The following is a 24738-nucleotide window of genomic DNA, read 5'->3' as shown; positions in this document are numbered from 1 at the left end:
ATTTTTGTTTTAGAGACTCCCTGCTTGAGCAGTTGTCCAATTGCTCTTCGATGGAAGACGGTGAGATGATGGTAGCGTTTCATACGAGTGAGTAGTTATCAAACGCCCAGGGAGTGATGCACTTCGGCAGTTAATCCGCACGCCTAACACCGACCTTACCGCCATGAAACCCGCCCAATCTACTCATCCCCAGCACCTCCCGCTTGAGGACCAGCTCGTCGGCGTGAACGCCAAAACTGGCCTCTATCCTGCCGCGCGTTCCTGGTCCGGCGGACGCAGACGCATCCTCGGCAACGGGCCGCTGGAGTCCTACTGCTACCACATCATGTCCCGCACCTGCGGCGGCGAAATCTGGTTCGATGACGTCGAAAAAGAAGCCCTCCGCCGCATCCTCTGGCGCATGGCTGAGTTCTCAGGCATCAAGATCCTCACCTACTGCCTCATGGGCAATCACTTCCACCTCCTCGCCGAGGTGCCCCATCGCCCCACCTGGCTCCAACGCTTCGACGGCCCCAGTGGCGAACACAAGCTCTTCCAGCACCTCAGCATCCTCTACAGCAAGACTTGCCTCGGTTTGCTTCGCGACGAACTCACCAACCTCCGCCAGCGTGGCATGGCCCTCCTGGCCGACCAGAAAATCGAGGCTCTCAAAAAGCGCTTCTGCGATCTCTCCCTCTTCGTCAAAGAAATCAAAGAGCGTTTCAGCCGCTGGTTCAACAAACGCCGTGGCCGGCGCGGCACCCTCTGGATGGACCGCTTCAAAAGCGTCCTCGTCGAAGGCAAAGGCGAGCCCCTGCGCACCATGGCCGCCTACATCGACCTCAACCCCGTGCGTGCTGGTCTGGCGAAAGACCCGAAAGACTACCGCTGGTGCGGCTACGCCGAAGCCCTCAGCGGCAGCCGCCGGGCCCAGCGCGGCCTCTGCAAAGCCCTGGGCAAACCGGTGGACGGCTGGAAAAGCACCGCTGCCGCCGAAGCCTACCGCTGCTTGCTGCATGCCGACGGCCGCGAAATCAAAGACGCCCGGAACGAACACGTCGTGCGCTCCGGTGTCAGCGCAGACACCGCCCGTGCCGTGCTGGCTGCGAAAGGCAAACTCAGCACCACCGAGCTGGTGCGCCTGCGGGTGCGCTACTTCACCGATGGCCTCGCACTGGGCAGCAAAGAGTTTGTGGAAAGCATCTTCGAGGCGCAGCGCGAGCTCTTCGGCCCACGGCGGAAAAATGGAGCGCGGCGCATGGCTGGGGCTGAGGATGCTTTTTACACACTGCGCCAGCTCCGCATCCGGCCTCTGGGCTGAGCAGGCTGCCGTTGGGAATGAGGTATGAGTGCCTTGCATGCTCATGCCATACGCCCCCTCACTCCTTCACAAAATCTCTCATCTCATACAGCTTCGGATCCCTCACCGGCTCTTTGCGCGAGGCTTTGGCACGCTTGAGCATCTGTGAAAAAAGCGCATCTCCCGCCTCCCCCTCGTCCATCCCTCCAAACTGCTCCTCCAGTTTCTCCGGATCTTCGCCCGCCTCAAGGCGGCGCACCATCTCGCGGAGCTCCGGAGGTGTGCGGTCACCCATCATGTCCGTCATCTTGCGCATGAAATGCCCAAGCTGGCGCGGATCAGGATTCTCCTCATCCATCCCCCCCATCTCACGTTCCATGTCGGCCATGAAACTCTCCATCTTCGACTCATCGACCCCAGCAAAAGGGTCATCCCCCGCATCCTCCTTCGCCTTCCCGATCACCGCAAACGCAGACACCCGCCGCTCCATTTTCAAACCTTCACCATCTGGGCACACCGGCACCTTGTCACGGTAGGCCAGCGAACGCGCCAGGAAAGAATATAGTTTGTTGTTGTCAGGGCAGTAGAACTCGTAAATCGGCATGGCAGTCGGAAGAAATCTTCATCCAACATAACCAGCCAGCTCTGCCGCTCAAGCCCCTCCCAGAGGCTTCACTTGCCAAAAATCTTCACTTGGCAGAGCCCTGATTCATCGGCACACCATCCACCGTGCCCGCACTCTTCACGCCCACCGATCACTTCCGCGAACTCACCCGCGCCGAAATCTTCCCCAACCCCGCCCGCCCTCTCGAAGTCGATCTCGGCTGCGGCGACGGCACCTTCCTCACCGGCATGGCCGCCCACCATCCCGAACGCGATTTCCTCGGCGTCGAGCGCATGCTTGGCCGCGTCAGCAAAACCGCACGCAAAATCGAGCGTGCCCATCTCCCCAACGCCCGCATCATGCGCCTCGAAAGCGCCTACACCGTCGGCTGGCTCCTCCCCACCGCCTCCGTCTCCCGCCTCCACCTCCTCTGCCCGGATCCCTGGCCAAAGAAAGGCCACACCTCCCGCCGCCTCGTCAATCAAGCCGAATTCCTCGACGGCCTCCACCGCATCCTTATCGGCGAAAGCGGCGAATTCCTCCTCAAGACCGACGACCAGAACTACTTCGAAGACGCCCTCGCAAGCTTCGCCACCCGCACCCACCAGTTCACCCGTCTCGACTGGCCCGCAGACGCCTTCCACTACCCCACCACCGACTTCGAACAGGACTGGCTCAACATGGGCCGCACCATTCACCGTGCGAGATGGCGGAAAATCGCACGTTAAAATCTCGCCATGATCCGCCGCAGCCTGCTCCTCCTTGCCCTCGGTCTCCACATCAGCACCACCCATGCTGACGAAGCCCGCACCCGCATCGCCCTCGCAGGAGACTCCACCGTCACCGACAAAGCCGGCTGGGGCGCGGCCTTCGCCAAGCTCCTCGGCCCCAGCGCCGAGTGCCTCAACTTCGCCGCCGGCGGCCAGAGCTCCAAGAGCTTCCGCGACACCGGCAACTGGAAAAAAGTCATCGACTCCAAACCCGCCTACATCCTCATCCAGTTTGGCCACAACGACATGCCCGGCAAAGGCCCCAAACGCGAAACCGACCCCTCCACCACCTACCCGCAAAATCTGACCCGCTTCATCGAAGAAGCCCGCGCCATCGGCGCCAAACCCATCCTCGTCACCTCTCTCGCCCGCCGGACCTTCGACAACGGCAAAATCCGCGGCGAACTCAAACCCTGGGCCGACGCCGCCACCAAAGTCGCCACTGAACAGCATGCCCCCCTCATCGACCTCTTTGCCCGAAGCGTCGAACTGCACAAGAGGCTGGGTGTGGCTGGCTCCGACACATTTAACCCGCCGGGAAAAGACGCCAAAACCACCGACCGCACCCACCTCAACGCTCACGGTGCCGAAGTTATCGCCACTATCATCGCCGAAGAAATCCGCAAAGTCGCCCCGGACCTCGCCAAGCTCCTGAAGTAGCTGCGCCCAACGTGTTGCAGCTTGGCGCTGGCCGCAAAAACGTCTATGATCGAGCCGTGAAGCACATGCCGGGTCAGTTCTGGGGATTCAGGCGCCTTGCAAGGGCGCTGGCGCTGGCATTCGCCTTGCAAATTCACGCGCAAAACACCGCCAAACCCTGGGCTGAGCGCGAAACAAAGCTGGCCAATGAATATCTCTCCCTTTTGGTGCAGCAGCCGGAATACGGACGAGTGCTGGACTTGCTTTGGGCACTCTATGAGAAGCACGATGCCACCCAGCTGCTCGTCGAGAACGTCTCCCAGCAGGCGCAGAATTCCAAATTTGAAGCCGTCAAAATTGTCGAAGCACATCTGATCCGGCGCAGTGGCGACCTGAAACGGGCTGCGCAACTTTACGACGAACTGCTCAAGACAGCACCGAAGAACCTGATCCTTCTCAAATCGCGTGCGGAAGTGGCGCGCGAACTGTCAGACCCGGCCACGGCTTTCACCCTGCTCAAGAAGGCGGCCGAACTCATTCCCACGGATGATCCCCAGGGGCCACCCATGTGGATTGAACTGGGAGGAATGGCCATGGCAGGCGGAAAGAATGCCGAAGCCGCAGACGCTTATGAGCAGGCAGCCAGACTGAAGCCGCAGGACATCGATCTGGCCCGCCAGGTGGCGCAGCTGCTTCTGCAGGCGGGTTTCCCTGAGCGGGCGGCAAACTTTTTCTCCAAGCTGGCGGATCAAAAGGAACCGCAGCGCAAGCTCGACGCACTGTATGATCTGGCGCGGATTTACGAACACGCCGACCAGTTTGCGAAGGCAGACAAGGCCCTCACAGACGGTCTGGCGCTGCTGCATTTTCGTGATGGCCGTTATCTCGATTTTTTCCGCCGCCGAGTGAGGCTGCATGAGCGCTTTGGAACTCTGGACGACATGCGCAAAACCTTGGTGGATGCCGCCGCAGCATCTCCACCCTCTGAACAGGCTCTGCTGGACGCCTCCCGTTTTTTTGAGCTGACGGTCGAGCCTGATGAGCAGCTGCGCTGGCTGCGGGCTCTGGTGCAGGCAGTTCCGCAGACGGAGGACTACCGCTGGCAGCTGGTGCGTGCACTGCTGGACCATGAAGGAGCTGCAGAGGCGGCCAGGCTTCTTGATGAGCGCCTCAAAAACGACGGCACCGACCTGCCCGCCATCGTGCTTCTGCGCAGTGAGGCAGACCTGCGCAGCGGCGATGCGACCAGCGCAAGCCGACGCCTGCTGAAACTCCTGGAAGCCCAAAGCTCCACCGATGTGGAAAAGCAGGTTTTGAGTTTTGCTCAAACCCGGGCGCTCGACGCCGTCATTGAAAAAATCCTGCGCGCCCGCGTGGAGCGCGATCCTCAGAAAGCTGAGGCGGTGTTTGACCTGGCCGGGTATTTCCGTGCACGCCGGGATGTGGCGGCTGAGGACAAACTGCTCCATGAGTTCACCGACAGCGCGAAGACGCAGGAGGAACGGCAGAAGCGGCTTAGCGATGCCTCGACCTTTCTGGCGGCAAGCAACAACCTCGACAGCGCGATCATGCTCGCGCGCGAAGCCGTCTCCAAACCAGGCGCGGGCCGTGATGCCTGGCTGCATCTGGCGGAGCTGCTGGCTGAACAGGGTGAAAACGACGAGGCTGTGGAATGGATTGAAAAGGCCTGGCATGCCAGCACGACGGACGACGAGCGGGTGGATGTGGACGAGCGCATGCTCTCCATCCTCATGGGAGACACCAAGGCGGCTCCAAAGCTTCAGGGACTGGCTGCCGAGTTCAAGCTGCCTGATGCGTTCACAGGAGCCGGCTTCGCCAGCGACTCTGGAGACGGCGAGACCGCCAGACGCGAAAAACTCCCCGAGCGCGTGCTGGAGTTTGCAAAAAAGGCCATCTCCAGCGCCCGACAGGCAGACCCCAGCTCCAAAGATGCCCAGGCCACACGGTTTCGGGGCTGCTGGTGGGCTGTGCGCACAAACCAGCTTGATGACGCCTACCAGCTGCTCAATGCCCTGGAGTTTGATCCCCTGACGGAAAAGAAACAGCCGGTCTCCCTGGTGGTGGAACTGCTGAAGCTGGATCTGGCGCAGGAGGATGACAACCATGCGCTGATGGAGAGGCAGCTGAGGCGCCTGTCTGAACTGGATGCCGCAGGACGCGTGCGCTACACGCTGCGTCTGGCGGAACGGCTGATGGAATCAGAGCGTCGGGTGGATTCCGAAACCAGCAGCCCGGGCTGGAAAAGCACCACTCCCCTGCCACCACCGGGGCTGGCGGCAGCCAGACTGCTTGAACGCATCTACCGTGAATTTCCTGACTCAGGCCAGCTGCTCTCGGCTCTTTCCCAAATATACTTCCTGCAACGCCGCGCGGATGATGCGCTGGCTCTTTGGAAGCAGGCGGTGAAACGGGTCGAAGGCCCGGCGGCCATCCCTCTGCTGGAAAATTATGCAGACATCCTGCTGCGGCAGCATCGCATCGCGGATCACGTGGAGGTCCAGGCGCAGATTTTGGAACGCGAGACGGATGTGCAGCGGCGCCGCGAAGTGCTGCGCCGCTGCATCGACAGGCTGACGTTTTCTGATGCCAGCGGCGGCGAACTGGCGCCGAGTGTGGCGCGCGACCGCATGAAACTGCTGGAGCGCGCCCTGCAGGAGAGGGTGCAGCGGCATCCGTTTGACGGGTTTTACCACGAAGCACTGGCGCAGGTGTATGAACGGGGCGGCGACCATGTGAAGGCCTTTGCGAGCATGAAGCAGGCGTACTACACCGCGCCGGACACGCCCTTCTCTATGGATCAGTTGCGCGATGCCGCGCTGAAGGTGGCTGACTTGAATTCGGCGATTTATTTCCAGAAACAGATCGCCGCGATGGCTCCCCCCAAGGAGATCGCAACAGAGTCACGACGGCTGGTGGAGCTGCTGGAGCAGACGTTTCAGATCACGGAGGCGGACCGTGTGCGGCGGCGCCTGGAGAGCCGTTTTTCGCAGGATGCCGCAGCACTGGAGGAACTGGCAAAGTATTATCAAAACTCCGGGCAGGATGAGGCGGAAAGACGGGTGTATGAGCAGATGACCCAGGTGCGCCCGTGGGACGGCCGGGCGCGGCTGCGGCTGGCGCTGAAGTGCCTGCGTTTTGCGGATGAAGCAGAGGCAGAGAAACAGCTGCAGACAGTGCTCGCCACACCAGTGAAGGCGCCCAATTACGCCACGAGCGGAGTGCGGGCGCCGCTGCCTCTGACGGATACGCGTCGCACCGGCGGCGGCGTGACCACTGGAGACATCGTGTCTCTGCTGGATCTGGCCCCAGGACTGGAACGCAAGGACCTGGACACCCTGCGGGCTTTTCTGGGCCAGCCAAGGGCGGAGTTTGCCGAGCTGCCGGAAGACGCCGCCCTGGTGCGGTTGAGGGCGGTTGAAGAACTGGCAAAACTGCGCAGAGACCACGGCGGTGAGCCGCTGAGCCGGTGGATCAAGCAATGGAGCACCGGCGCGCAAGGAAACGAGGTGGAAAAACTCTGGGCGCTGTTTTACGCCGGAGCAGGCGCGGAATTTCGTATGGCGCTGAAGAAGGTGCTGCCAGACACCAGCAGCCTGGAGGCGCAGTTCGCAATGGTCTGGCTGACTCTCCACAGCCACGGGATGGATGAGGCGGTGCGCTGGGCAAATGAGAAAGGATGGTCGTCTGAGGTGCTGAAGGCACGGGCAGGCCTGCTGCAGGCCTGCGTCTCTATGCTTGCTGATGTCAGCTCCTTCCGCTTTCGCTCAGAAAGCCTGGAGCTTCTGGGCAGCAGCCGAGTGCTGCGCAACTCGGCCATCGTGGAGCTGACCCGCAAGCTGCAGGACAAGCAGCGGTATGACGAGGCGCTGGCGCTGGGTTCCTGCCTCCCGCTCAATTCACCGGAGATGGCCATGGATTACTCGCTCTTTCTCGCACGGATCGCTGAAAGCGCCGAGCGGTGGGAACTCGCACGGCAGTATCTTGCCGTGGCGGTGCGTGGCCCGGTGGCGGCAGAGAACTACCGCACCACTTACGACCCGTATTTGCTGAGCCTCTCCTCGCTGAGCCGCATGACCAATTCCGAGCAACAGCGCGAGGAAGCCCTGCTGGCGGCATGGCGCCGGTTGCAGCGCACCCAGCCTTCAGCACTGACGGCCATTCGCAAAGCGGCTGTGGCCGGACTGGCGGGCGCGGACCAAACGGGAGCAAACACCCTGGGCGGATTTCTTTCCGGGCCGTTCATCGCCCAGCGTGACATGGCGGACTCCAAGGGCAGTCTGCTGCCGCAGGGGTCATCGCGCTATGAGGAGGCTGCACACCTGCGCAGCCTTTGGGAGGAGACGCGCGAGATTGAAGCGCTGCTGATGCAGCAGGGACTCAACGGTGTGGTGAATGGAGCGAACAGCGCCCTGGCCCGGCATTACGGAGCCACGATGCTGGGGCCGCGCTCAGATTCAGAATTCGGCGAATGGAGAATCAATGACCTTCTGGGCAGACTGCGCGCGGCGGACTACCCCACGCGGCGGCGGCTCATCCGCGAGCATCTGGCTGCGGTGGATCTGCGGACTGAGCATTCGGTGGACACGCTGGGCAACCTCGGCAGCCGTCTGGAAAGCGCAGGCTTTGTGCGCGAGGCCATCGACATCTACATGATGCTGCCAGACCGGGCCCCTTCGAATCCGGACTATGCGCTGTGGCTGCTGCGGGTGTGTGAAACTTCCATGGAGATCGAGCCGGGTCTGGGCTTTGCGCTCAAGCTGCTGCTGGCCGAGCCGCCGCTGAAGCCCCCGCAGCCTGGAGATGACACCCTGCGCGAGAAGCATGCACTCTTCCTGGCGCGTGATTTCAACGTGGACGAGCTGCACCGCCAGGGCTTTCGCGAGCAGTTCTCCCAGGTGCTCGAGCGCAGGCGCCCTCACGAGGTCTCCTACCTGCGTGAACTCGGCCTGCTGCAGGAGCGCATGCAAAACCATCAGGCGGCGCTTTCTGCCTGGGACCGTGTGCACGCCTGCTACGTGGCGAATGACCAGGCAGGCACAGACCTCGACATCGAGGCCAGTTTGCACCGTGCCCAGATCCTGCAGCGCATGGCACAGCCGCTGGCCGCGCTGAAGGTGCTGCGTGAGGTGCCGCTGGCAGAGCCTCTGGACCCCATCGCACAGGACCTGCTGAAACTGCGCTGCCAGATCGCCACGGCCGCCGGTGCCTGGGATGATGTGCGTGCTCTGATGACACTGTGCGTCGAACGCAAATCCCTGCCCTGTGTGGTGGCGCTGGCAGATGGGCTGCGCACGCATGACCGCGCTGCCGAAGCACTGAACCTGCTCACTCAGGCAGACCGCACGATCAAGGGAGACCATGAGCGCTTCGCGCTCAGACTGGAGCAGCTCAAGGTGCTGGCAGCGGCACCAGACTGGGCCCCTGAACGCGGAAGGGCGCAAATCGCCGCGCTGTTCCGCACCACGACCAGGGAGCTGGACACACTTAAAGACATGCATGCATGGCTCAAGGGGCTGGCGGCAGGGAGTCAGGCCGCCGGCTGGGCTGCCATGCTGCGCACAGAGGCTCGCGCAGGCACCGACCGCCCCCTCGCGGCGCTGGCGCTGAGCGCCTTCACGGCCGTCCTGCCAGAGGAAGCGCATGCAGACTTCATCAGCGCGTGGCAGAGGGTGGAGGAAAAGGACCGGTCCTGCATCGAACTCGCCGCCGAAGAAATGCTCAAGGCAGGACGCGCAGCATGGGCCTGGAGCGCCTGCGAAATCGTGGCCGAGATCCCGACCTTTCGCGAACAGGGGCGAAAGCTGCCGCTGGCCGTGCGTGTCGCAGCTGCCCTGCATGATGAGACGACGGTGAAGGAGCTTTTCAGCGAAACCTTGCGGCTGTCCTTTCCAGGTGGTGCGCAGACGGTCGAGTGGGCAAAAGCCTTTGAGGAGACAGGACACGCCGGACTGGCGCAGGAGCTGCTCGCTGCAGCTCTGCAGCGCCTGGAGGACACCGCAGGTCTGCAGCCAGAGCTGTTTGCCGCGCAGGCACGCTTCCTGATCCGCCAGCAAGATTACGAAGCTGCGGAGATTTTTCTCATGCGCATGAGCTGGACCATGCCAAACGAGTCGGCAAAACTCATCTTTGAACTCTACCAAAGCTGGGGCAAACTGGCAGGGCTCGAAAAGGAACTGCCAAAATTCCGCCTTCCTGGGGGAGTCAGGCAGGAGATCCTTTTTCTCAACCGAATGGCAGCCACGCCCAGACCCAAGCCATGAACCGACCCATGATCATCACGATCTGCCTCAGCAGCGTGCTGCTGTGCCAGTGCTCAGGCCCGGAGGAAAAGAAGGTGGATCCCTCCAAAATGAATCTTGCGCAGCGCTCCATGCTGAAACCGAATGAAAATCAGCGCAGCCGATATGAGAAGTACATGAGCGATAGCCATCTGAGCAAAAGCAGCGCTGGCTCTTATTTTCAGAAGCAGACGCATCACTCCAAAAACTTCAACGGAGGCAACTCCTATTCCGGACAGAAGGAGTTCAAGACAGGTGAAAGCGTGTATGGCAGACCGAAATCAAAAGATCTCGACATGACTTACATGCTTGGAGACAAGCAGGCCCTGGGCAAGAACAGCAGCTTCAAGGCTGATGAATCCCGCTTTGGCAGCCAGAAGGCCAGGGAGGGCAGCGCGATCTTCGGCGGTGCGGACAATCAGTTCAAAACAGGCTCGGCGCTGACGAGATCGAAAAGCACCGGCAAGGAGCCGAAGATCATCGAAAATTACAATGACAGGGGTGAAGGCAAAAAGAGCGCGTACACGGAAGATGAGGTGCGGCAGCTCCTGAATCGGAACTAAAACCTGCCGCGCAAATGCTGGTGTGTCAGGCTGTTGGTGATGACGGTGCTTGCAGGAGCCTGCGCTCCTGCTTATGCAAACGTCATGCGCATTCTCCATACCGCAGACTGGCATCTCGGCGCACGGCTCGTCGAGCGTGACCGCCTGCCGGAGCATGCCGCTCTTTGTGACTGGCTGATCAGGACACTTAGCGAGGAAAAGATCGATGCGCTGCTGCTGAGCGGAGATGTCTTTGATGCTGCGAATCCGCCACAGGATGCGGTGGGCCTGTACTTTGATTTTTTGAAGCGCCTGGCAGACCTGCGCACGGTGAAGGCGGTGATCACGGGCGGAAATCATGATTCGGCATCCCATCTGAATGCGCCGCGCGAGCTGCTGAAGCGCTTTGAGGTGCATGTCTTTGGGCATGCGGGGGAGAATGTGGTGGACCTCGGTGATGCGGTGGTGGCGGCGGTGCCTTTTCTGCGTGAGCGAGATCTGAGACAGTCCACCACAGGCGAGGCGATGACGGAGGTGCAGGCACAGGTGCGTGCGGGGATCCGGGATCACTATGCCGCGCAGCTGACTGCCTGCCGGGCGCTGGCGGGAACACGTCCGGTGATCGCGATGGGACACCTGACCGCGCTGGGTGCCACGACGAGCGACAGCGAGCGCGACATCCACATCGGAAATCTTGGCGCGGTGGGCGCGGATGTGTTTGCAGGCTTTGATTACACAGCCCTGGGGCATCTGCACCGGCCGCAGAAGGTGGGCGGTCAGGAAAATGTGCGCTACAGCGGCTCCCCGTTGGCTCTGAGCTTTTCAGAGGCGGGAGACAGGAAGAGCATGGTGATCGTGGACACTCAGGGAATGAAGATCGAGACGCTGGTTGCACCTGTGACGCGCGTGCTGACCCGCGTCAGTGTGAGCCGGGCCAGCATGACGGAGGAACTGGCGCTTGTACCCGCCTCCAGCTGGGCGGAAGTGACGGTGAAGCTGGACGCGCCAGAGGCAGATCTGGACCGGCAGGTGCGTGAGGCTGCGGGCGGACGCTTTGACGTGTTGAAGGTGCTGGCAGATTTGCCCGCCAGCCAGACGAGCGCCTGGCAGCACCACGGACCGAGCCTGAGCGAGCTGCAGCCTCGCAAGGTTTTCCGCGAGCTGATCAAGGAAAAGCAGATTGCCAGTGAGGAGCTGTATGAGGTGTTTGATGAGCTGCTGGCCATCCGGGAACAAAAAATCACGGCCTGAAGCCATGCGACTCCTTGCTGTAAGACTCCAGAACCTAAACTCCCTCAGCGGCATGCATGAGGTGCGGTTTGATGCGGTGCCGCTGAGCACTGCAGGGGTGTTTTTGATCACAGGTCCGACAGGGGCGGGGAAATCGACACTGCTGGACGCCATGACGCTGGCGCTTTACGGTCGCGCAGCACGCTATGGCAATGACAAGGCGGATGAGATGATGAGCCGGCACACCATGGAGTGCTTTGCCGAGGTGGACTTTGAGACCGGCGGCCGCAAGCTCCGCGCGACGTGGCGGCTGGGAAAGACGAAGGGCGGCAATTTGAGGCCTGTGCAGCGGACACTGGCAGATGCCAGCACGCTCGAGATCCTTGCCGACAAAGGGCGTGAGATGGACCCGATGATCGAGTCCCTGACCGGACTGGATGCGCAGCGCTTTCTGCGCTCCGTGCTGCTGGCGCAGGGGCAGTTTGCCGCGTTTTTGAAGGCGAAGCCGAATGAGCGCGCGGAACTGCTGGAGAAGATCACGGGGACGGAGATCTACAGTGACCTCTCCGTCCTGGCCTATGAAACACACAAGGCGAAGGATGAGGCGGCGCGTCTGCTGAAGGAGCGGCTGGGGGCGGTGCAGGTGCTGGATGAAGAAAAGCGGACGCAACTGGAGACTGACCTGACGGCAGCGCGGACGAGCGCCGAAAGCCTGCGCATGGACAGCGATGCGGCGAGCAGGCAGCTGCATGCGCAGCGGGAGCACGGAAGCATTGCACGAGAGATAACCAAGCTGATAGTGACGAGCCGGTCACAGCAGGAAGCAGTGACGGCTGCGAGTCACGAAGCGAGCCATGCGAAGGCCGGCGCTGAAGCCGCAAAACAGGAACGCGCGAGGCGGGAACCTGTGTGGGAGCAGGCGGCGGGCATGGCAGCACAGAGCGAGCAGTTTGAAAAACAGCTCGGCGAGAGCCGGACGATGTACCAGACATGGGCGAAGGATCAGAAAGAAGCATCCGCCCGCCGTGCAACCGCTGAAAAGGCGCTGGCGACTCACCTGGAGGCCACCGAGGCGCTCGAAGAGTGGCTCAGGCAGAACGCAGGCGATGCACAGCTCGGCGAAGCCCTGCCAAAGCTGCGCACGTCCCTGCGTGCATGGCGTAGTGCGTATGAAAAGCTCGCCGAGCACCGGAAGTGTCACGCCGAAGCGGCGGCTCTGAAGCAAAAACTCGCCGAGGTAGAGGCTCATGCCAATGAGCTGGCAAAGCAACGGGACGAAAAGAATGCGAAGCTGAAACGGGACCGTGCGGAATCTGAGCGCCTGGGCAAAATGCTGGAGGGGCAGAGAGAGGTGGTGCGGCGGGCTGAACTGGTGGCGGGCTTTGATGAACATCGCCACGACTTAAAGACGGGCGAGCCCTGCCCGCTGTGCGGTGCGCTGGAGCATCCGTATGCGCACACCACCACCGATTTTGAATCGCAACTCCAGGGAGCGCGGAAACTTCTCGGCACCTTGGAGAAGCAGTGGGAAAAAGCCGGGCGTGATCTCGGAACGCTCGAGCGTGAGCTGGCAAAAAACGAGGCGGAAGTGGCGGCAGAGAAAAAAAGGGCCGCGGAGATGAAGAAGCGGGTGATGGAGCTGGAGGCGCCCACTGATGAAGAACTGCGGCAATGGGAGGCCGAAGAAAAAGAAAAACGCATGGCTCTGGCGGGCCTGCCGCACTCCGGCGAGCCCGGCTACGGCCCTGACGCGGCCGAACGCGAACTCGGCGCGCTGGAGCAGCGTGTGACGGTCTTTGCAAAGAGACGCGATGAGGCGGCACAAAAACGTGGCGAGCGGCAGAGACTTGAAAGCGACATCCAACTGGCAACGCAGGAAGACGCCGCAAAATCAAAGCGCCTGGAGGAACTGAAGAATGAAGGTGTGACGCTGCGGGCAAAGGCGGATGCGCTGAAGTCTCAGCTGAATGAGCTGCTCGGCGGCAGGACTCTGGCGCAAGACCGCGAGCAGCATGAAAACCGTGTCGCAACAGCAGAGAAGATCTGGCGCGAAGCGGAGGCAAAGCTCAATGCGCTGCAAACCCAGATGGCCGCAACCCTGGCGAAGCTGGAACAGCTCGAGGTGCGAAGGAAGCCCTTTGAAGGCCAGGCGGTGCCAGATGAAGAAGGGTTGCGACATCTGGAAATGGCGGCGAAACGGCTGGATGATGAGTTTGCAGCCAGGCGAACGGAGCTGGGATCTCTGCAACAGCAGGTGATCAATGATGATGCGGCGCGGAAGCGGCGTGAAACAGGTGGCGCAGAACTGCAGGCGGCGGAGGCCGAGGCACTGCGCTGGGGACGGCTGAGGGAGCTGATCGGATCGGCAGATGGAGCAAAGTTTTCCAAATTCGCCCAGTCACTGACGCTGCGGCAGCTCATCGGTCTGGCGAACGAGCATTTGAAGGTCCTGGCGGAACGCTACCGGCTGATGGCGGCGGAGGGCGATGAGCTGGATCTGCGCATCGTGGACCTGTATCAGGCGAATGTGGACCGGCCGATGGAAAGCCTTTCAGGTGGCGAGAGCTTCCTCGCGAGTCTGGCCCTGGCGCTGGGCCTCAGCGAGCTGGCCAGCCGCCATCACCCGATTGATTCGCTGTTCATTGACGAAGGCTTTGGCACCCTGGACACCGGGACGCTGGAGGTGGCGCTGAGCGCACTCGAAAATCTGAGATCGCGCGGAAAGACGATCGGTCTGATCTCACATGTGGAGCTGCTGAAAGAGCGGCTGACAACGCAGGTGCGCGTGGTGCGCGGAGCAGGAGGGACGAGCAGGATTGAGGTGGTGGCGTAAAAGCGCGATATCTTCGAGTCACTCCTTCTCGAAGACGACTTTCCCACCCAGCCAGGTTTTGAGCACCTGGGTTTGCACGAGGTCGTCGATGGGGCAGGTCAGAGGATCGCGATCGAGGAGGATAATGTCGGCGAGTTTGCCGGGCTCGAGGCTGCCGGTGTTTTTTTCGGACTTGAGGAGGAAGGCGTTGTTGGAAGTGTAGAGGCGGATGGCTTCCTCACGGGTGAGGCCGTTTTCAATGTGAACGGGCTGGTCGAGCTTGCGTGCCTTGCGGGTGATGGAGGTCCACATGCCGAGCCAGGGATTGTAGGGATTGATGCTGCGGAAAGAGCCGATCTTCTGCATGTGGTCGCTGCCGCCTCCGACGATGACTTTTTGGTCGAAGCAGGCACGGAGAGGCTGGAAGCGCGACATGCGCGCCTCGCCGAAATGCCCGGTGAGCGTGCGCCCGTCCATGTGCAGCCAGATGGGCTGGAGATCGATGCAGACGCCGAGCTTGGCAGCCTTGGCGATGGAGTCCGGGTGCATGAAATTGCAGTGGGTGACACTGCTGCGCGCGGCGCGGATGCTTCCGGGCTTCTGACCATCGACGGCCTCGTAGGTGTCGATCAGGAGCTGCACGGCGGCATCGCCGACACTGTGGGCGGTGAACTGCAAACCGGAGGCGGTGACTTTTTCGACGAGCTGCTTGAGGCGGTCGGCGGGAATTTTCTGCACACCACGATATTGAGGATCGGTGATGCCGTAGGCTTCGCTGATGCCCCAGGGCTCCAGCATCCAGGAGCTGCCGGTAAGCATGCCGCCGTCGAGATAGACCTTGGTGCCGATGATCTGCAGCATGGGATCTTCCTTGGTCAGCGGATGCTGGATGACTTCGTCGATGGCTTTTTCACAGGCCGGCCAGAGGCTCATGCTGGGAATGCCTGGAGAGGGGCGCATGCGCACGGTGAGATCGCCATTGGAGAGCATCTTTTGATAAAGCTCGCACTGCTTGAGGCTGGAGTCGCGATCTGCCACGGTGGTGAGGCCGACGGAGTTGTAGTCGTGGAAGAGCTCCACGGTGCGGCGGTAGGTGTCCTCGGGTTTGGGAGACTTTACCGAGATGGGTGCCTTGACGTTGTGGCTGAGGCTGCGGAGCAGTCCGGTGGGTTCGCCCTTGGCGTCCACTTCCATTTTGCCGGCGCTGCCTGCGGGCACTTTGTAGTCGCGGCTGTAACCGCCGAGCTTGAGAGCCAGACTGTTGAGCATGGAGTCCGGCCCGGTGGAGAAGACGACAGGATTGTTGGGTGCGATGCGGTCCAGCTCCTCGCGCGTGGGGTAGCGCTTCTCTTCGAGGCGGGTGATGAAAATCTGCCGCACGCTGATGAGATCGCCCGGCTTGGAGACTTTGACGCGTTCGCTGAGGTAGGCGAGCACATCGGCGATGGTCTCCATCGTGGGGATCTCGTGGTCAAACTCGATCATCGCCGCGCCGGGATGGACGTGGGAGTCCATGAGTCCCGGAAGGACGGCCTTGCCCCCGAGATCGACCAGCTGGCTCCCCTCCCCTTTCAGCTTCAGGACGTCGTCATTGCTGCCGACGGCCTCAATGCGTCCATCTGAATCGATAGCGATGGCTTCGGCGATGCGGAAATCTTTGTCCACTGTGACGACCTTGCCGTGATGGAGGATCAGGGCCGGAGCGGCGTGCAGGGAGACAGATGCCAGGGCGGTGAACAGGAGCGCGAGTTTCATCCGCATACCAACGCCGTAAAAATCCAGTTTGTGCTTCTCTGAATCGTCAGCCCGTGCTTGGTTGAATCCAGCAATGGCCATCTCCAATGTCGAAAACAAAGAGTCCCAGATCCGGGTGTATGATGAAAACAGCCAGTGCGTGGGACACATGCCAAACAAGCGGGTGGAGATAGCCGGATTTACCTCCGACTTCTTCGTCACCGTGGAGGGTGGCTGGATCCGCACCTATGACCAGGAATGCGAGCGCCTGGGCAGCATGAGCGGCATCGGTGTCACCGTACGCAGCGTGTCGGGCGGAAACTTCACGGTGTCCGAGGCGGGTGATGTGAGGACGTATGACCGAAAGTGCAAGGAAGTGCGTCCGCGCCGCACTTGACCGTCACACCCACATGGCCTCCAGCCGCTTGGCGCTCACGGGCTGGGCGGTGCCAAGCTCCTGGGCGAAGGTTTGAACGCGGTATTCCTCGAGCATCCAGCGGAAGGTTTCATGCTGCGATTTGGGCACGTGAGACTGCCAGCCGTCGAAGTCGGCGATGAGGTTGTATTTCTCCATGTCCTTGGCGGGATTCGCGAGGCAGCGCTCGTTGCGAATCTGGATGGCTTTTAAGTAGCGCGGCAGATGCTGCAGCTGCTCGTGCGGCGTGGTGGCCAGGAGATCGGCAGGAATGAGGCGGGCGACATCCTGCTCCAGGCCAGGGTAGCGTTTGGGCAGGGCGAGAAGCTTGGCGCGCAGATCGTGGATCTGGGTGAAGAGTGTCTTCACACGATGGGTGACCGCAGGGAGCTCGCGGCGGACGGTTTCGCACAGCTTGAAGAAGCGCTCCTGGGTGAGAGGAAAAGTGGGCTGCAGACGCAGCATGTGCGCGAGGATGTGCTCGTGGGCCTGCTGGGCGAGATTGGACGCGGGCGCTGCAGCGGGAGCATTAAGCTGGCTGAGCGCGGCCTGGAAACTGGCGGGCTGCTGCGGCTTGGCGGAAACTGAACCGCCGATGCTGCGGAGTTCCTTGGGCAGCCAGGCGAGATCTTTGCTCAGCGTGTTTTCGGCAAGCTTTCGGACAGCCGCAGGCGTGCCGCGGGCAGCTTCGGCAGCCGTGCGGAAGAGTCGCACGTCCACTTCGCCGTCACGCAATACGAGACCGAGATAACCGAGAACAGGAGTGCCGTTGATCTCTTCGACGACGATGGATTCCGGCAGATCGCCAAAGGACCAGGTCTTGAGGGCGAAGCGTTCGACGCGGGGCAGTGTCTTTTCCCAGGCATCCGAGCGCGGGTTCTGCTTCTGCACACTGCTGCGGAGCTCGTCCAGATCGCGGCTGGCGGCGATAACAGTGTTCTTTTTCGGATCGAGCACCTCGACACGCGGCTGCAGGTGCGCTGGCAGGCTTTGAGGAGGCCAGTCCTCCGCGCGCACATGGATGCGGTAGCGGCGCGTGATGAAATCAGCGAGCGCCGCATGAAAATCCTCCCGCCCGGGATCAAAAGCGGCGGCAATCTCGCGCGCCTTGGGATCGATGGGCATCAACTGGCGGCGGATGACTTTCGGCAACGCACGCAGCATGACGTTGGCAAGCTCTTCCCGGATGCCGGGCACCATCCACTGGATCTGACCGGTGGTGAGATGACCGGCAAGTTGCGCGGGCACGCGCACGGTGACGCCGTCGGTTTCCTCGCCTGGCTGGTAATTGTAGGTGACCGGCAGCGCGGTATTGGCCAGGGCCACCTGATCGGGAAACATCTGCAGGTCGGCCTCAAATTCTTCGCCAGCCGTGAGATCGTGCTCGGTGGCGCAGAGGAAGTCCGGCTGCTCCTCGATGTGCTCTTTGACGAGACGATTGAGGTCATGAATGGACGAGACGTTTTTAATGCGCTCGTCGTAGAAGCGGAACAGACGCTCCTCGATGGCATAGACGCGATTGCTGCGTACGCGGGTGAGCATGGTCTCGATCTTTTGGCGCAGCTTGTTGTTATGCGTGTAGAAGCGCTGAGTGATGGGCACTTCCTGACTGTCAATGAGCGCAGCGCGAATGAACATCTGAGTAGCCGCCACGGCATCGACCTTGAGGAAGTCGATATGCTGACGCCTCACCTCCAGGCCGTGAATAAGGACACGCTGAGTCACGAGCACGCGCCCCGCTTTGAGGTTCCAGTGTGGCTCGCTGTATTTGAACTGGCAGAGATGCGCACCGAGTTCAGCAATCCAGTTGGGGTCAATTTTCGCGAGCGTGCGCGCAAAGAGCTGCGAGGTCTGCACGATCTCGCCAGCGACGATCCACTGCGGCTGGCGGCCTTTGTCCTGACCCGGCTTGCCCTTGCCATTCTTCTCACGGCGCTCGTAAAGGTTTGAGCCGGGGAAGACGCAGACCTGGCGGTTGCCCGCGGCCTTGTAGAGATTGCGCTCCTCCTTCATGGCGATGTGGCCGAGCTGAGCCGTGAGGATGGAGCGGTGGATGGCGTTTTGCGTGGCCTGATCCAGGCCGCTGTCATCATCGGATGAGCTGGCGGCCTGATTTTGATTTCGCTGCCGCTCCCGGGGGCTGGAGCTGTTTTTCAGATCATCGCTGAAGCAGTCACAGAGCTGCTTCCAGACATCGCGCCACTCCTGCATGCGGGTAAAGGAGAGAAAGCTGCCTTTGCAGAATTTGCGCAGGGCGTTGCGTGAGTTGCCCGTGGGCTCAGGCGAGGCGCTCCAGATCTTAAAGAGGGTGAGAAAATCGGAATCGGGTGCCGCGAAGGCTTTGTGGGCGGCGTTGGCGAGTTCGCGTTTTTCTTCGGGCCGCTCGCGTGGATCCGGGATGCTGAGACCGGCGGCGATGATGAGCATCTCTGGCAGGGCTTTCTCAATGCGTGCCTGGAGCAGCATGCGGCCCAGCGTGGGGTCGAGCGGCAGACGGGCGAGCTCGCGACCTAGCGGCGTGAGTTCATGCACTTCGCTGAGGGAGCCAAGCTCGTGGAGCAGATCGTATCCGGCACGGATGGCAGCGCTGACGGGCGGATTGATGAAGGGGAAGTCCTCGATCTCTCCGAGCTTGAAGGCCTTCATGCGCAGGATGACCTCGGCCAGATTGGCGCGCTGAATCTCCGGCATGGTGAAGCGATCGCGCTTTTCAAAATCCTCCTGCGAATAAAGACGGATGCAGACGCCGTCCTGCACACGCCCGGCGCGGCCCGCACGCTGGTTGGCGCTGCTCTGGGAGACGGGCTCCACGGGCAGGCGCTTGGTGCGGGTGCGGGGATTGTAGCGGCTGATGCGGGCGAGGCCTGTATCCACCACATAGCGAATGCGCGGGATGGTGATGGAAGTTTCCGCCACGTTGGTGGCGATGACGACGCGGCGCTTGCGCCCCGGCTGGAAGATGCGCTGCTGCTCGGCGGAGGCCATGCGGCCAAAGAGGGCGAGGACTTCAAAGCCAGCACCCAGACGGCCATCAAGAAGATCGCGCGTGTCGCGGATGTCGCGCTCGGTGGGCATGAAGACGAGGACGTCTCCGTCGTCGGTTTCGATGAGGGCGTTTTCCACAGCGGCCACGGCGCCGTCGATGAAGCCGTAGTCATCCTCCCCGCCAGCAAGAGGCGCATAGCGAATATCCACGGGATACAGACGGCCTGAGACTTCGATGATGGGGGCACCGCCAAACGCGGCTGAGAAGGCCTCAGTGTCGATGGTGGCGGAGGTGACGAGGAGCTTGAGATCCGGGCGCTTCTTCAGCAAGCCGACGAGGTAGCCGAGGAGGAAGTCGATGTTGAGTGAGCGCTCGTGCGCTTCATCCAGAATGAGGACGGAGTAGGCCCGGAGCATGGGATCGCTCTGGATCTCGGCCAGCAGAATGCCGTCCGTCATGAATTTGATGCGGGTGTCGCGGCTCGTGTCGTCGCTGAAGCGCATCTTGCAGCCCACCTCCCTGCCCCAGGGCACGTTCAGCTCTTCGGCCACGCGTTTGGACACGCTCATGGCCGCCACACGGCGCGGCTGGGTGCAGCCGATCTGGCCGCGCACGTCCTGCAGGGCCTCCAGGCACATCTTCGGCAGCTGGGTGGTCTTTCCAGAGCCCGTCTCGCCCGCGAGAATGACGACCTGGTTCTGACGGATGGCCGCGATGATCTCCTCACGGCGGGCCGTGATGGGGAGGTCTGCGGGATAGCTGATCTGCGGCATGGGGCGAAAAGGGGGCGCGAAGAGTAGGCGGAAAATGAAGAATGACGAATTCCGAATGACGAATGTGCCGGAGATGTATTGTCCAGGATGGAATCCACCCGCGCCAAGTCGGCCCCCATGGGGGTCTGTTCTGTCACCGGCAAGACACAGCCTCTGGCCAAGATGCAGATGCTGCGGGAGCTGCGGCCCAACATCTCTCAGACGCTGCGCAACCGTCATCCTGAGCTGGCTGAGGACTCGCTGCTGTGCGCAGAGGCGGTGAATGCCGCACGGCTCGAGTATGTGCGCCATGTGCTTGAAAACCAGGTGGGCGACCTGACGCGGCTGGACGAGGAGGTGGTGGAGAGCCTGCACAAGCACGAGGTGCTGAGCGAGCGCCCGCTCTCTGAGATCGAGGAGGAGCAGCACCTCACCTTTGGCCAGCGGCTGGCGGACAAGATCGCAGACTTCGGCGGCAGCTGGCGCTTCATCATCCTTTTCTGCTCCTTTTTGCTCGTGTGGGTCGTCATCAACTGCGGCGTGCTGCTCAAGCAGCCCTATGACCCCTACCCCTTCATTTTGCTGAACCTGATGCTTTCATTCCTGGCCGCCCTTCAGGCCCCCGTCATCATGATGAGCCAGAACCGCCAGGAAGCGCGCGACCGCCAGCACGCCGAAGGGGACTACAAGGTGAACCTCAAGGCCGAGCTGGAAATCCGCCACCTGCATGAAAAGATGGACTACCTGCTGCACCAGCACACGACGAAGCTGATGGAGGTGCAGCAGATCCAGCTGGACCTGCTGCGCGAGCTGGCGCATTCACGGACCAAGGCAGCCAATTGATTCAGATAGACCGTGGCAGCGGACCGCGAGGTGTCAGCTCCACGTTCTGGGCAGGCAACGGCGCACCGTCCCTGATCCAATGGCGGAGAATCTGCGCATCCTTCCTGGAGATGGCATGCCCGCTGGGTGGCATGGCCCCCGGGATTTCATCCGGGAAAATGACCACCTGATAAAATCGGCTGGCCTCAGGCCTCCCAGGCACAATCCAGCGGGAGCCGATGAGCTTCGAGATCGCCCGGGTGTCGTTGATCGGCGGCATGGTGGAGAGGCGGTTGTCTCCATGGCAGTGCACGCAGTTGTGCTCCAGCACACGGAGCGCAGCCTCAGACTTGCCAGTTTCGGCACGGGCGGCGGTTTCTTCACTCACAGGCTGTGCGCATGAAGACAGCAATGCGGTGAACACGAGCAGCAGGCGCAGGCTTTTCATGCCGCACAGTTTGCCAGATCTTCGGCCTCAGGGAAACTGCAATGCATGCGCAGAAATTGGCTCACTCCTCGCCTTTGAAGTAGTCCGCCTCCTGCATTTCAAAGACCTTCCGCTGCGGCTTGGTCATCCATTTGCCGGAGTCGGGGTAGTGGATCACATCGGCGCGGGGCTGGTCGGCAACGACGATGAACGTCAGGTCTTCGGAGCCGTTGTTGATCAGCTGATGAGCCTCGCCGGGCGGAAAAACAAGGTAGTCGCCTGCCTTGATGGACTCCTTGCCGGCCGGGGTGCGCACCTGGCCGAAGCCGCTGAGGATGTAGTAGGCCTCCCACTGCGCCGAGTGCTCATGCAGGGGAAAATTGACTTTCCCCGGCGGGATGCGGTGGATCTCAAGGTCAAAAGGGTGCCCCCCTCCCCAGGTGCCCACATCCTTCTGCCCACCGGCGGCGATGGAGAGCGAGCGGCGGGCAAGGCCATACTTGCCCAGAGGCGAGTTTTGCTGGGTCCAGGGGAGATCTTCGGCGTGCGTGCGGGTCATGGATGCAGGATGTAGCACGCCAGTGGTGGTTTGGCGTCGCCGGGAGCAAAGAATTTTCAGGGAAAATGGCATCCCCGCTTGCCAACAGGCCGTACCCAATGCAGTTAGAATCATTCTAATTCTAAAGTTGTCATGCCCCCCTCCCCTTCACGCACTCCTGCCAAACCTTCCGGTCTGGACTGCCGTCTTGCCGTGCTGGGTTCGGACGTACGCCTCACGCCGCATCGGCGCGAGGTCTTTGAGGTACTGGCCTCCTCCACGGACCACCCCACGGCCTACGACATCCTGGACCGGGTCAAAAGCCGCAGCCCGGGCATCTCCCTGGCCACGGTGTACAACTGTCTGGAGCACCTGACCACCGCCGGCCTCATCAAGCTCGTCCATCTGGAGCGCGGACAGTCCCGCTACTGCGCAAACCTGCACGAGCACGTCCATTTCCACTGCGAGTCCTGCGGCAAGGTCATCGATGCACATCCGGTGACGGATTTTGACCCTGCCAAATTCTGGAATCTCCCCGCAGGCACCAAGGTGACCCGGACGGACCTCGCCATCCACGGCACCTGCTCCGCCTGTGCCGCCAAATCATAACCCCCATTTCTCCTCCCACATGTCCCTCGAAATTAAAGCCCTCCACGCCCAGATCCCCGGCCGCGAAATCCTCAAAGGCCTGAACCTCACGATCAACCCCGGTGAAGTCCACGCCATCATGGGTCCGAACGGCTCTGGCAAAAGCACCCTGAGCAAGGTCCTCTGCGGCCACGAAGACTATGAAGTCACAAGCGGCGAAGTCCTGCTGGATGGCGAAAACATTCTCGACATGGCCGTGGACGCCCGCAGCCGTGCCGGCCTCTTCCTGGCATTCCAGTACCCGCATGAAATCCCTGGCGTGAGCAACGCCAACTTCCTCCGCGCCGCGCTGAAGGCCCGCCTGCCCAAGGGCGAGGACATCGACGCCGTGAAATTCTACAAGCAGCTCTACGCCCGCATGGACCAGCTTGAGATGGACCGCAGCTTCACCAGCCGCAGCGTCAATGAAGGCTTCTCCGGCGGTGAAAAGAAGCGCAACGAGATCCTGCAGCTCATGATGCTGGAGCCCAAGTACGCCATTCTCGACGAAACCGACTCCGGCCTCGACATCGACGCCCTCAAGATCGTCTCCCGTGGCGTGAACGCCATGCGCAGCGAGAACCGCGGCTTCCTCGTGATCACCCATTACCAGCGCCTGCTGAACTACATCCAGCCTGACATCGTCCACGTCCTGATGGACGGCCAGATCGTCCACACCGGCGGCAAGGACTTGGCCCTCAAGCTGGAGGAGAAAGGCTACGACTGGGTGAAGGAGGAGATGCTGGCGGCAGCTTGAACATCTCACCGGCTTTAAACCCTCAACTTTTCTTCTTATGGTCTCCGCTCCTGACACAACCCTCGAAGCTCAAGCTTCCGAAATTCCCGACATCTCCGACATCAAGGTGGACAGCGTCGGCGATTTCACTTTCCCTGAGCGCAATAAGTACGACTCCGGCTTTGGCATCACCGAAAAGACGGTCGATTACATCGCCGATGTGAAGGGCGACCCCGACTGGATTCGTGAGTTCCGCCACAAGGCGCTCAAAGTCTTCCAGGAAAAGCCCATGCCCACGCATTGGGCCACCAAGGATCTGGAGAACATCAAGTTTGACGAATTCCGCTACTACCTAAGCGACGGCCAGAAGCCCAAGCGCTCCTGGGACGACGTGCCCGAGGACGTGAAGAAGACCTTTGACCGCCTGGGCATTCCTGAGCAGGAACGCAAGTTCCTGGCGGGCGTGGAGGCGCAGTATGACTCCGAAGCCGCGTACTCGAACATCAAGGCGGCGGTTGAAGAACAGGGCGTCATCTTCGTGAACAGCACCGAAGGTCTGCACAAATACCCGGAGATCTTCAAGAAGTGGTTCGGCAAGGTCATCCCCACGGGTGACAACAAGTTTTCCGCGCTGAACAGTGCCGTGTTCTCCGGCGGCTCCTTCATCTACGTGCCCCCGGGCGTGAAGGTGAAGCACCCGCTGCAGGCCTACTTCCGCATCAACAGCGAGCAGTTCGGCCAGTTTGAGCGCACGCTCATCATCGCTGACGAAGGCGCGGAAGTGATGTACATGGAAGGCTGCACGGCGCCGAAGTTTGAAACCGCCACGCTGCACAGCGCGGTGGTGGAACTCGTCGCCATGAAGGGCGCCAAGATCCAGTATGTGACCGTGCAGAACTGGAGCAGCAATGTCTTCAACCTGGTGACCAAGCGCGGCATCGCGCATGAGGACGCGGAAGTTCGCTGGATCGACTGCAACATCGGCAGCCGCCTCACCATGAAGTACCCCGGCGTGATCATGAAGGGCAAGCGTGCCCGTGGTGAAGTCATCAGCATCGCCCTGGCCAACAGCGGCCAGCATCAGGACACGGGAGCCAAGATGGTTCACGCCGCCGATGACACGACGAGCAACGTCATCTCCAAGTCCATCTCCATCGGCCAGGGCCGTAGCACCTACCGCGGCCTCGTTCACATCCCGAAACACCTCAAGGGCTGTAAGAACAACACCGAGTGCGATGCGCTGCTGATCAACAGCAACAGCCACACGGACACCTACCCCGCGATCAGCGTGCGGGGCAACCAGCACTCCACGCAGCATGAGGCCAGCGTGAGCCAGGTGAGCGCGGATCAGATTTTCTACCTCATGCAGCGCGGCCTCACCGAAGCCGAGGCCATGAGCCTCTCCGTGAACGGCTTCATCAACGATCTCGTGAAGGAATTCCCGATGGAATACAGCGTGGAACTCAAGCGCCTCATCGACCTCGAAATGGAAGGCAGCGTCGGCTAACCAGAACCACCGGCCCAAC

Annotated in this window: 17 protein-coding genes; 12 read left to right on the top strand and 5 right to left on the bottom strand. The window is 61.4% G+C overall.

The genetic code is table 11. The features are described from left to right. The first annotated feature begins 163 nt into the window (after window positions 1–163). Window positions 164–1300 (top strand): transposase, encoded by a 1137-nt coding sequence (locus ACFQDI_RS17715; protein WP_377169221.1) that lies wholly within the window; start codon window positions 164–166, stop codon window positions 1298–1300. Window positions 1301–1358: 58 nt separating this feature from the next. Here ACFQDI_RS17715 and ACFQDI_RS17710 read toward each other — a convergent pair whose 3' ends face one another. Then, on the bottom strand, window positions 1359–1883 hold the full coding sequence (locus ACFQDI_RS17710; protein WP_377169219.1) for an FmdB family zinc ribbon protein: 525 nt from the start codon (window positions 1881–1883) through the stop codon (window positions 1359–1361). A 125-nt stretch (window positions 1884–2008) separates the two neighbouring features. On the opposite strand from ACFQDI_RS17710, the gene trmB reads away from it, so the two are divergent. The 6 genes from trmB to ACFQDI_RS17680 all read left to right on the top strand — a co-directional run bounded on the left by trmB (window position 2009) and on the right by ACFQDI_RS17680 (window position 14196). Then, complete coding sequence (gene trmB, locus ACFQDI_RS17705) at window positions 2009–2611, top strand: tRNA (guanine(46)-N(7))-methyltransferase TrmB (RefSeq protein ID WP_377169217.1); 603 nt, start codon at window positions 2009–2011, stop codon at window positions 2609–2611. 9 nt (window positions 2612–2620) lie between these two features. After that, entirely contained in the window at window positions 2621–3313 is a 693-nt protein-coding gene (locus tag ACFQDI_RS17700; protein ID WP_377169215.1) for a rhamnogalacturonan acetylesterase, read from the top strand. Between the two features lie 65 nt (window positions 3314–3378). Then, the gene (locus ACFQDI_RS17695; RefSeq protein ID WP_377169227.1) at window positions 3379–9573 is read left to right on the top strand and encodes a tetratricopeptide repeat protein; all 6195 of its coding nucleotides are present in this window, start codon (window positions 3379–3381) and stop codon (window positions 9571–9573) included. Then, complete coding sequence (locus tag ACFQDI_RS17690) at window positions 9570–10154, top strand: hypothetical protein (RefSeq protein ID WP_377169213.1); 585 nt, start codon at window positions 9570–9572, stop codon at window positions 10152–10154. The genes ACFQDI_RS17695 and ACFQDI_RS17690 overlap by 4 nt, the downstream gene beginning before the upstream one ends. A gap of 84 nt (window positions 10155–10238) precedes the next feature. After that, window positions 10239–11384 carry an exonuclease SbcCD subunit D C-terminal domain-containing protein gene (locus ACFQDI_RS17685; protein WP_377169211.1) on the top strand — a complete coding sequence of 382 codons (1146 nt, stop codon included), beginning with the start codon at window positions 10239–10241 and terminating at the stop codon, window positions 11382–11384. A 4-nt stretch (window positions 11385–11388) separates the two neighbouring features. Further along, window positions 11389–14196 (top strand): AAA family ATPase, encoded by a 2808-nt coding sequence (locus tag ACFQDI_RS17680; protein ID WP_377169209.1) that lies wholly within the window; start codon window positions 11389–11391, stop codon window positions 14194–14196. An 18-nt stretch (window positions 14197–14214) separates the two neighbouring features. Here ACFQDI_RS17680 and ACFQDI_RS17675 read toward each other — a convergent pair whose 3' ends face one another. Then, window positions 14215–15930, bottom strand: coding sequence for an amidohydrolase (locus ACFQDI_RS17675; protein WP_377169207.1), 1716 nt, complete (start codon window positions 15928–15930; stop codon window positions 14215–14217). A gap of 73 nt (window positions 15931–16003) precedes the next feature. On the opposite strand from ACFQDI_RS17675, the gene ACFQDI_RS17670 reads away from it, so the two are divergent. Beyond that, complete coding sequence (locus ACFQDI_RS17670) at window positions 16004–16306, top strand: hypothetical protein (RefSeq protein WP_377169205.1); 303 nt, start codon at window positions 16004–16006, stop codon at window positions 16304–16306. A gap of 3 nt (window positions 16307–16309) precedes the next feature. Here the strand turns inward: ACFQDI_RS17670 and hrpA are convergent, their stop codons facing one another. Further along, window positions 16310–20083, bottom strand: coding sequence for an ATP-dependent RNA helicase HrpA (gene hrpA, locus ACFQDI_RS17665; RefSeq protein WP_377169203.1), 3774 nt, complete (start codon window positions 20081–20083; stop codon window positions 16310–16312). An 87-nt stretch (window positions 20084–20170) separates the two neighbouring features. Here hrpA and ACFQDI_RS17660 point away from each other — a divergent pair, with 87 nt between their 5' ends. Beyond that, window positions 20171–20905: a DUF1003 domain-containing protein gene (locus ACFQDI_RS17660; protein WP_377169201.1), complete on the top strand. Its 735-nt coding sequence runs from the start codon at window positions 20171–20173 to the stop codon at window positions 20903–20905. A gap of 1 nt (window position 20906) precedes the next feature. On the opposite strand, the gene ACFQDI_RS17655 is transcribed toward ACFQDI_RS17660, so the two are convergent. Next, window positions 20907–21332 (bottom strand): hypothetical protein, encoded by a 426-nt coding sequence (locus tag ACFQDI_RS17655; protein ID WP_377169199.1) that lies wholly within the window; start codon window positions 21330–21332, stop codon window positions 20907–20909. A 61-nt stretch (window positions 21333–21393) separates the two neighbouring features. Continuing rightward, complete coding sequence (locus ACFQDI_RS17650; RefSeq protein WP_377169197.1) at window positions 21394–21870, bottom strand: cupin domain-containing protein; 477 nt, start codon at window positions 21868–21870, stop codon at window positions 21394–21396. Window positions 21871–22002: 132 nt separating this feature from the next. Here ACFQDI_RS17650 and ACFQDI_RS17645 point away from each other — a divergent pair, with 132 nt between their 5' ends. The 3 genes from ACFQDI_RS17645 to sufB are packed head-to-tail and all read left to right on the top strand — an operon-like array spanning window position 22003 to window position 24719. Continuing rightward, complete coding sequence (locus tag ACFQDI_RS17645; RefSeq protein WP_377169195.1) at window positions 22003–22458, top strand: Fur family transcriptional regulator; 456 nt, start codon at window positions 22003–22005, stop codon at window positions 22456–22458. A 19-nt stretch (window positions 22459–22477) separates the two neighbouring features. After that, window positions 22478–23233: a Fe-S cluster assembly ATPase SufC gene (sufC, locus tag ACFQDI_RS17640; RefSeq protein WP_377169193.1), complete on the top strand. Its 756-nt coding sequence runs from the start codon at window positions 22478–22480 to the stop codon at window positions 23231–23233. 37 nt (window positions 23234–23270) lie between these two features. Beyond that, window positions 23271–24719, top strand: a complete 1449-nt coding sequence (sufB, locus tag ACFQDI_RS17635; RefSeq protein ID WP_377169191.1) for a Fe-S cluster assembly protein SufB — start codon at window positions 23271–23273, stop codon at window positions 24717–24719. Window positions 24720–24738: the final 19 nt, after the last annotated feature.

It is taken from the genome of Prosthecobacter fluviatilis (assembly GCF_042655725.1).
Classification (GTDB): Bacteria; Verrucomicrobiota; Verrucomicrobiia; order Verrucomicrobiales; family Verrucomicrobiaceae; genus Prosthecobacter; species Prosthecobacter fluviatilis.
Note: the sequence above shows the minus strand (reverse complement) of the source record. Positions and strands in the feature narration are given on the sequence as shown.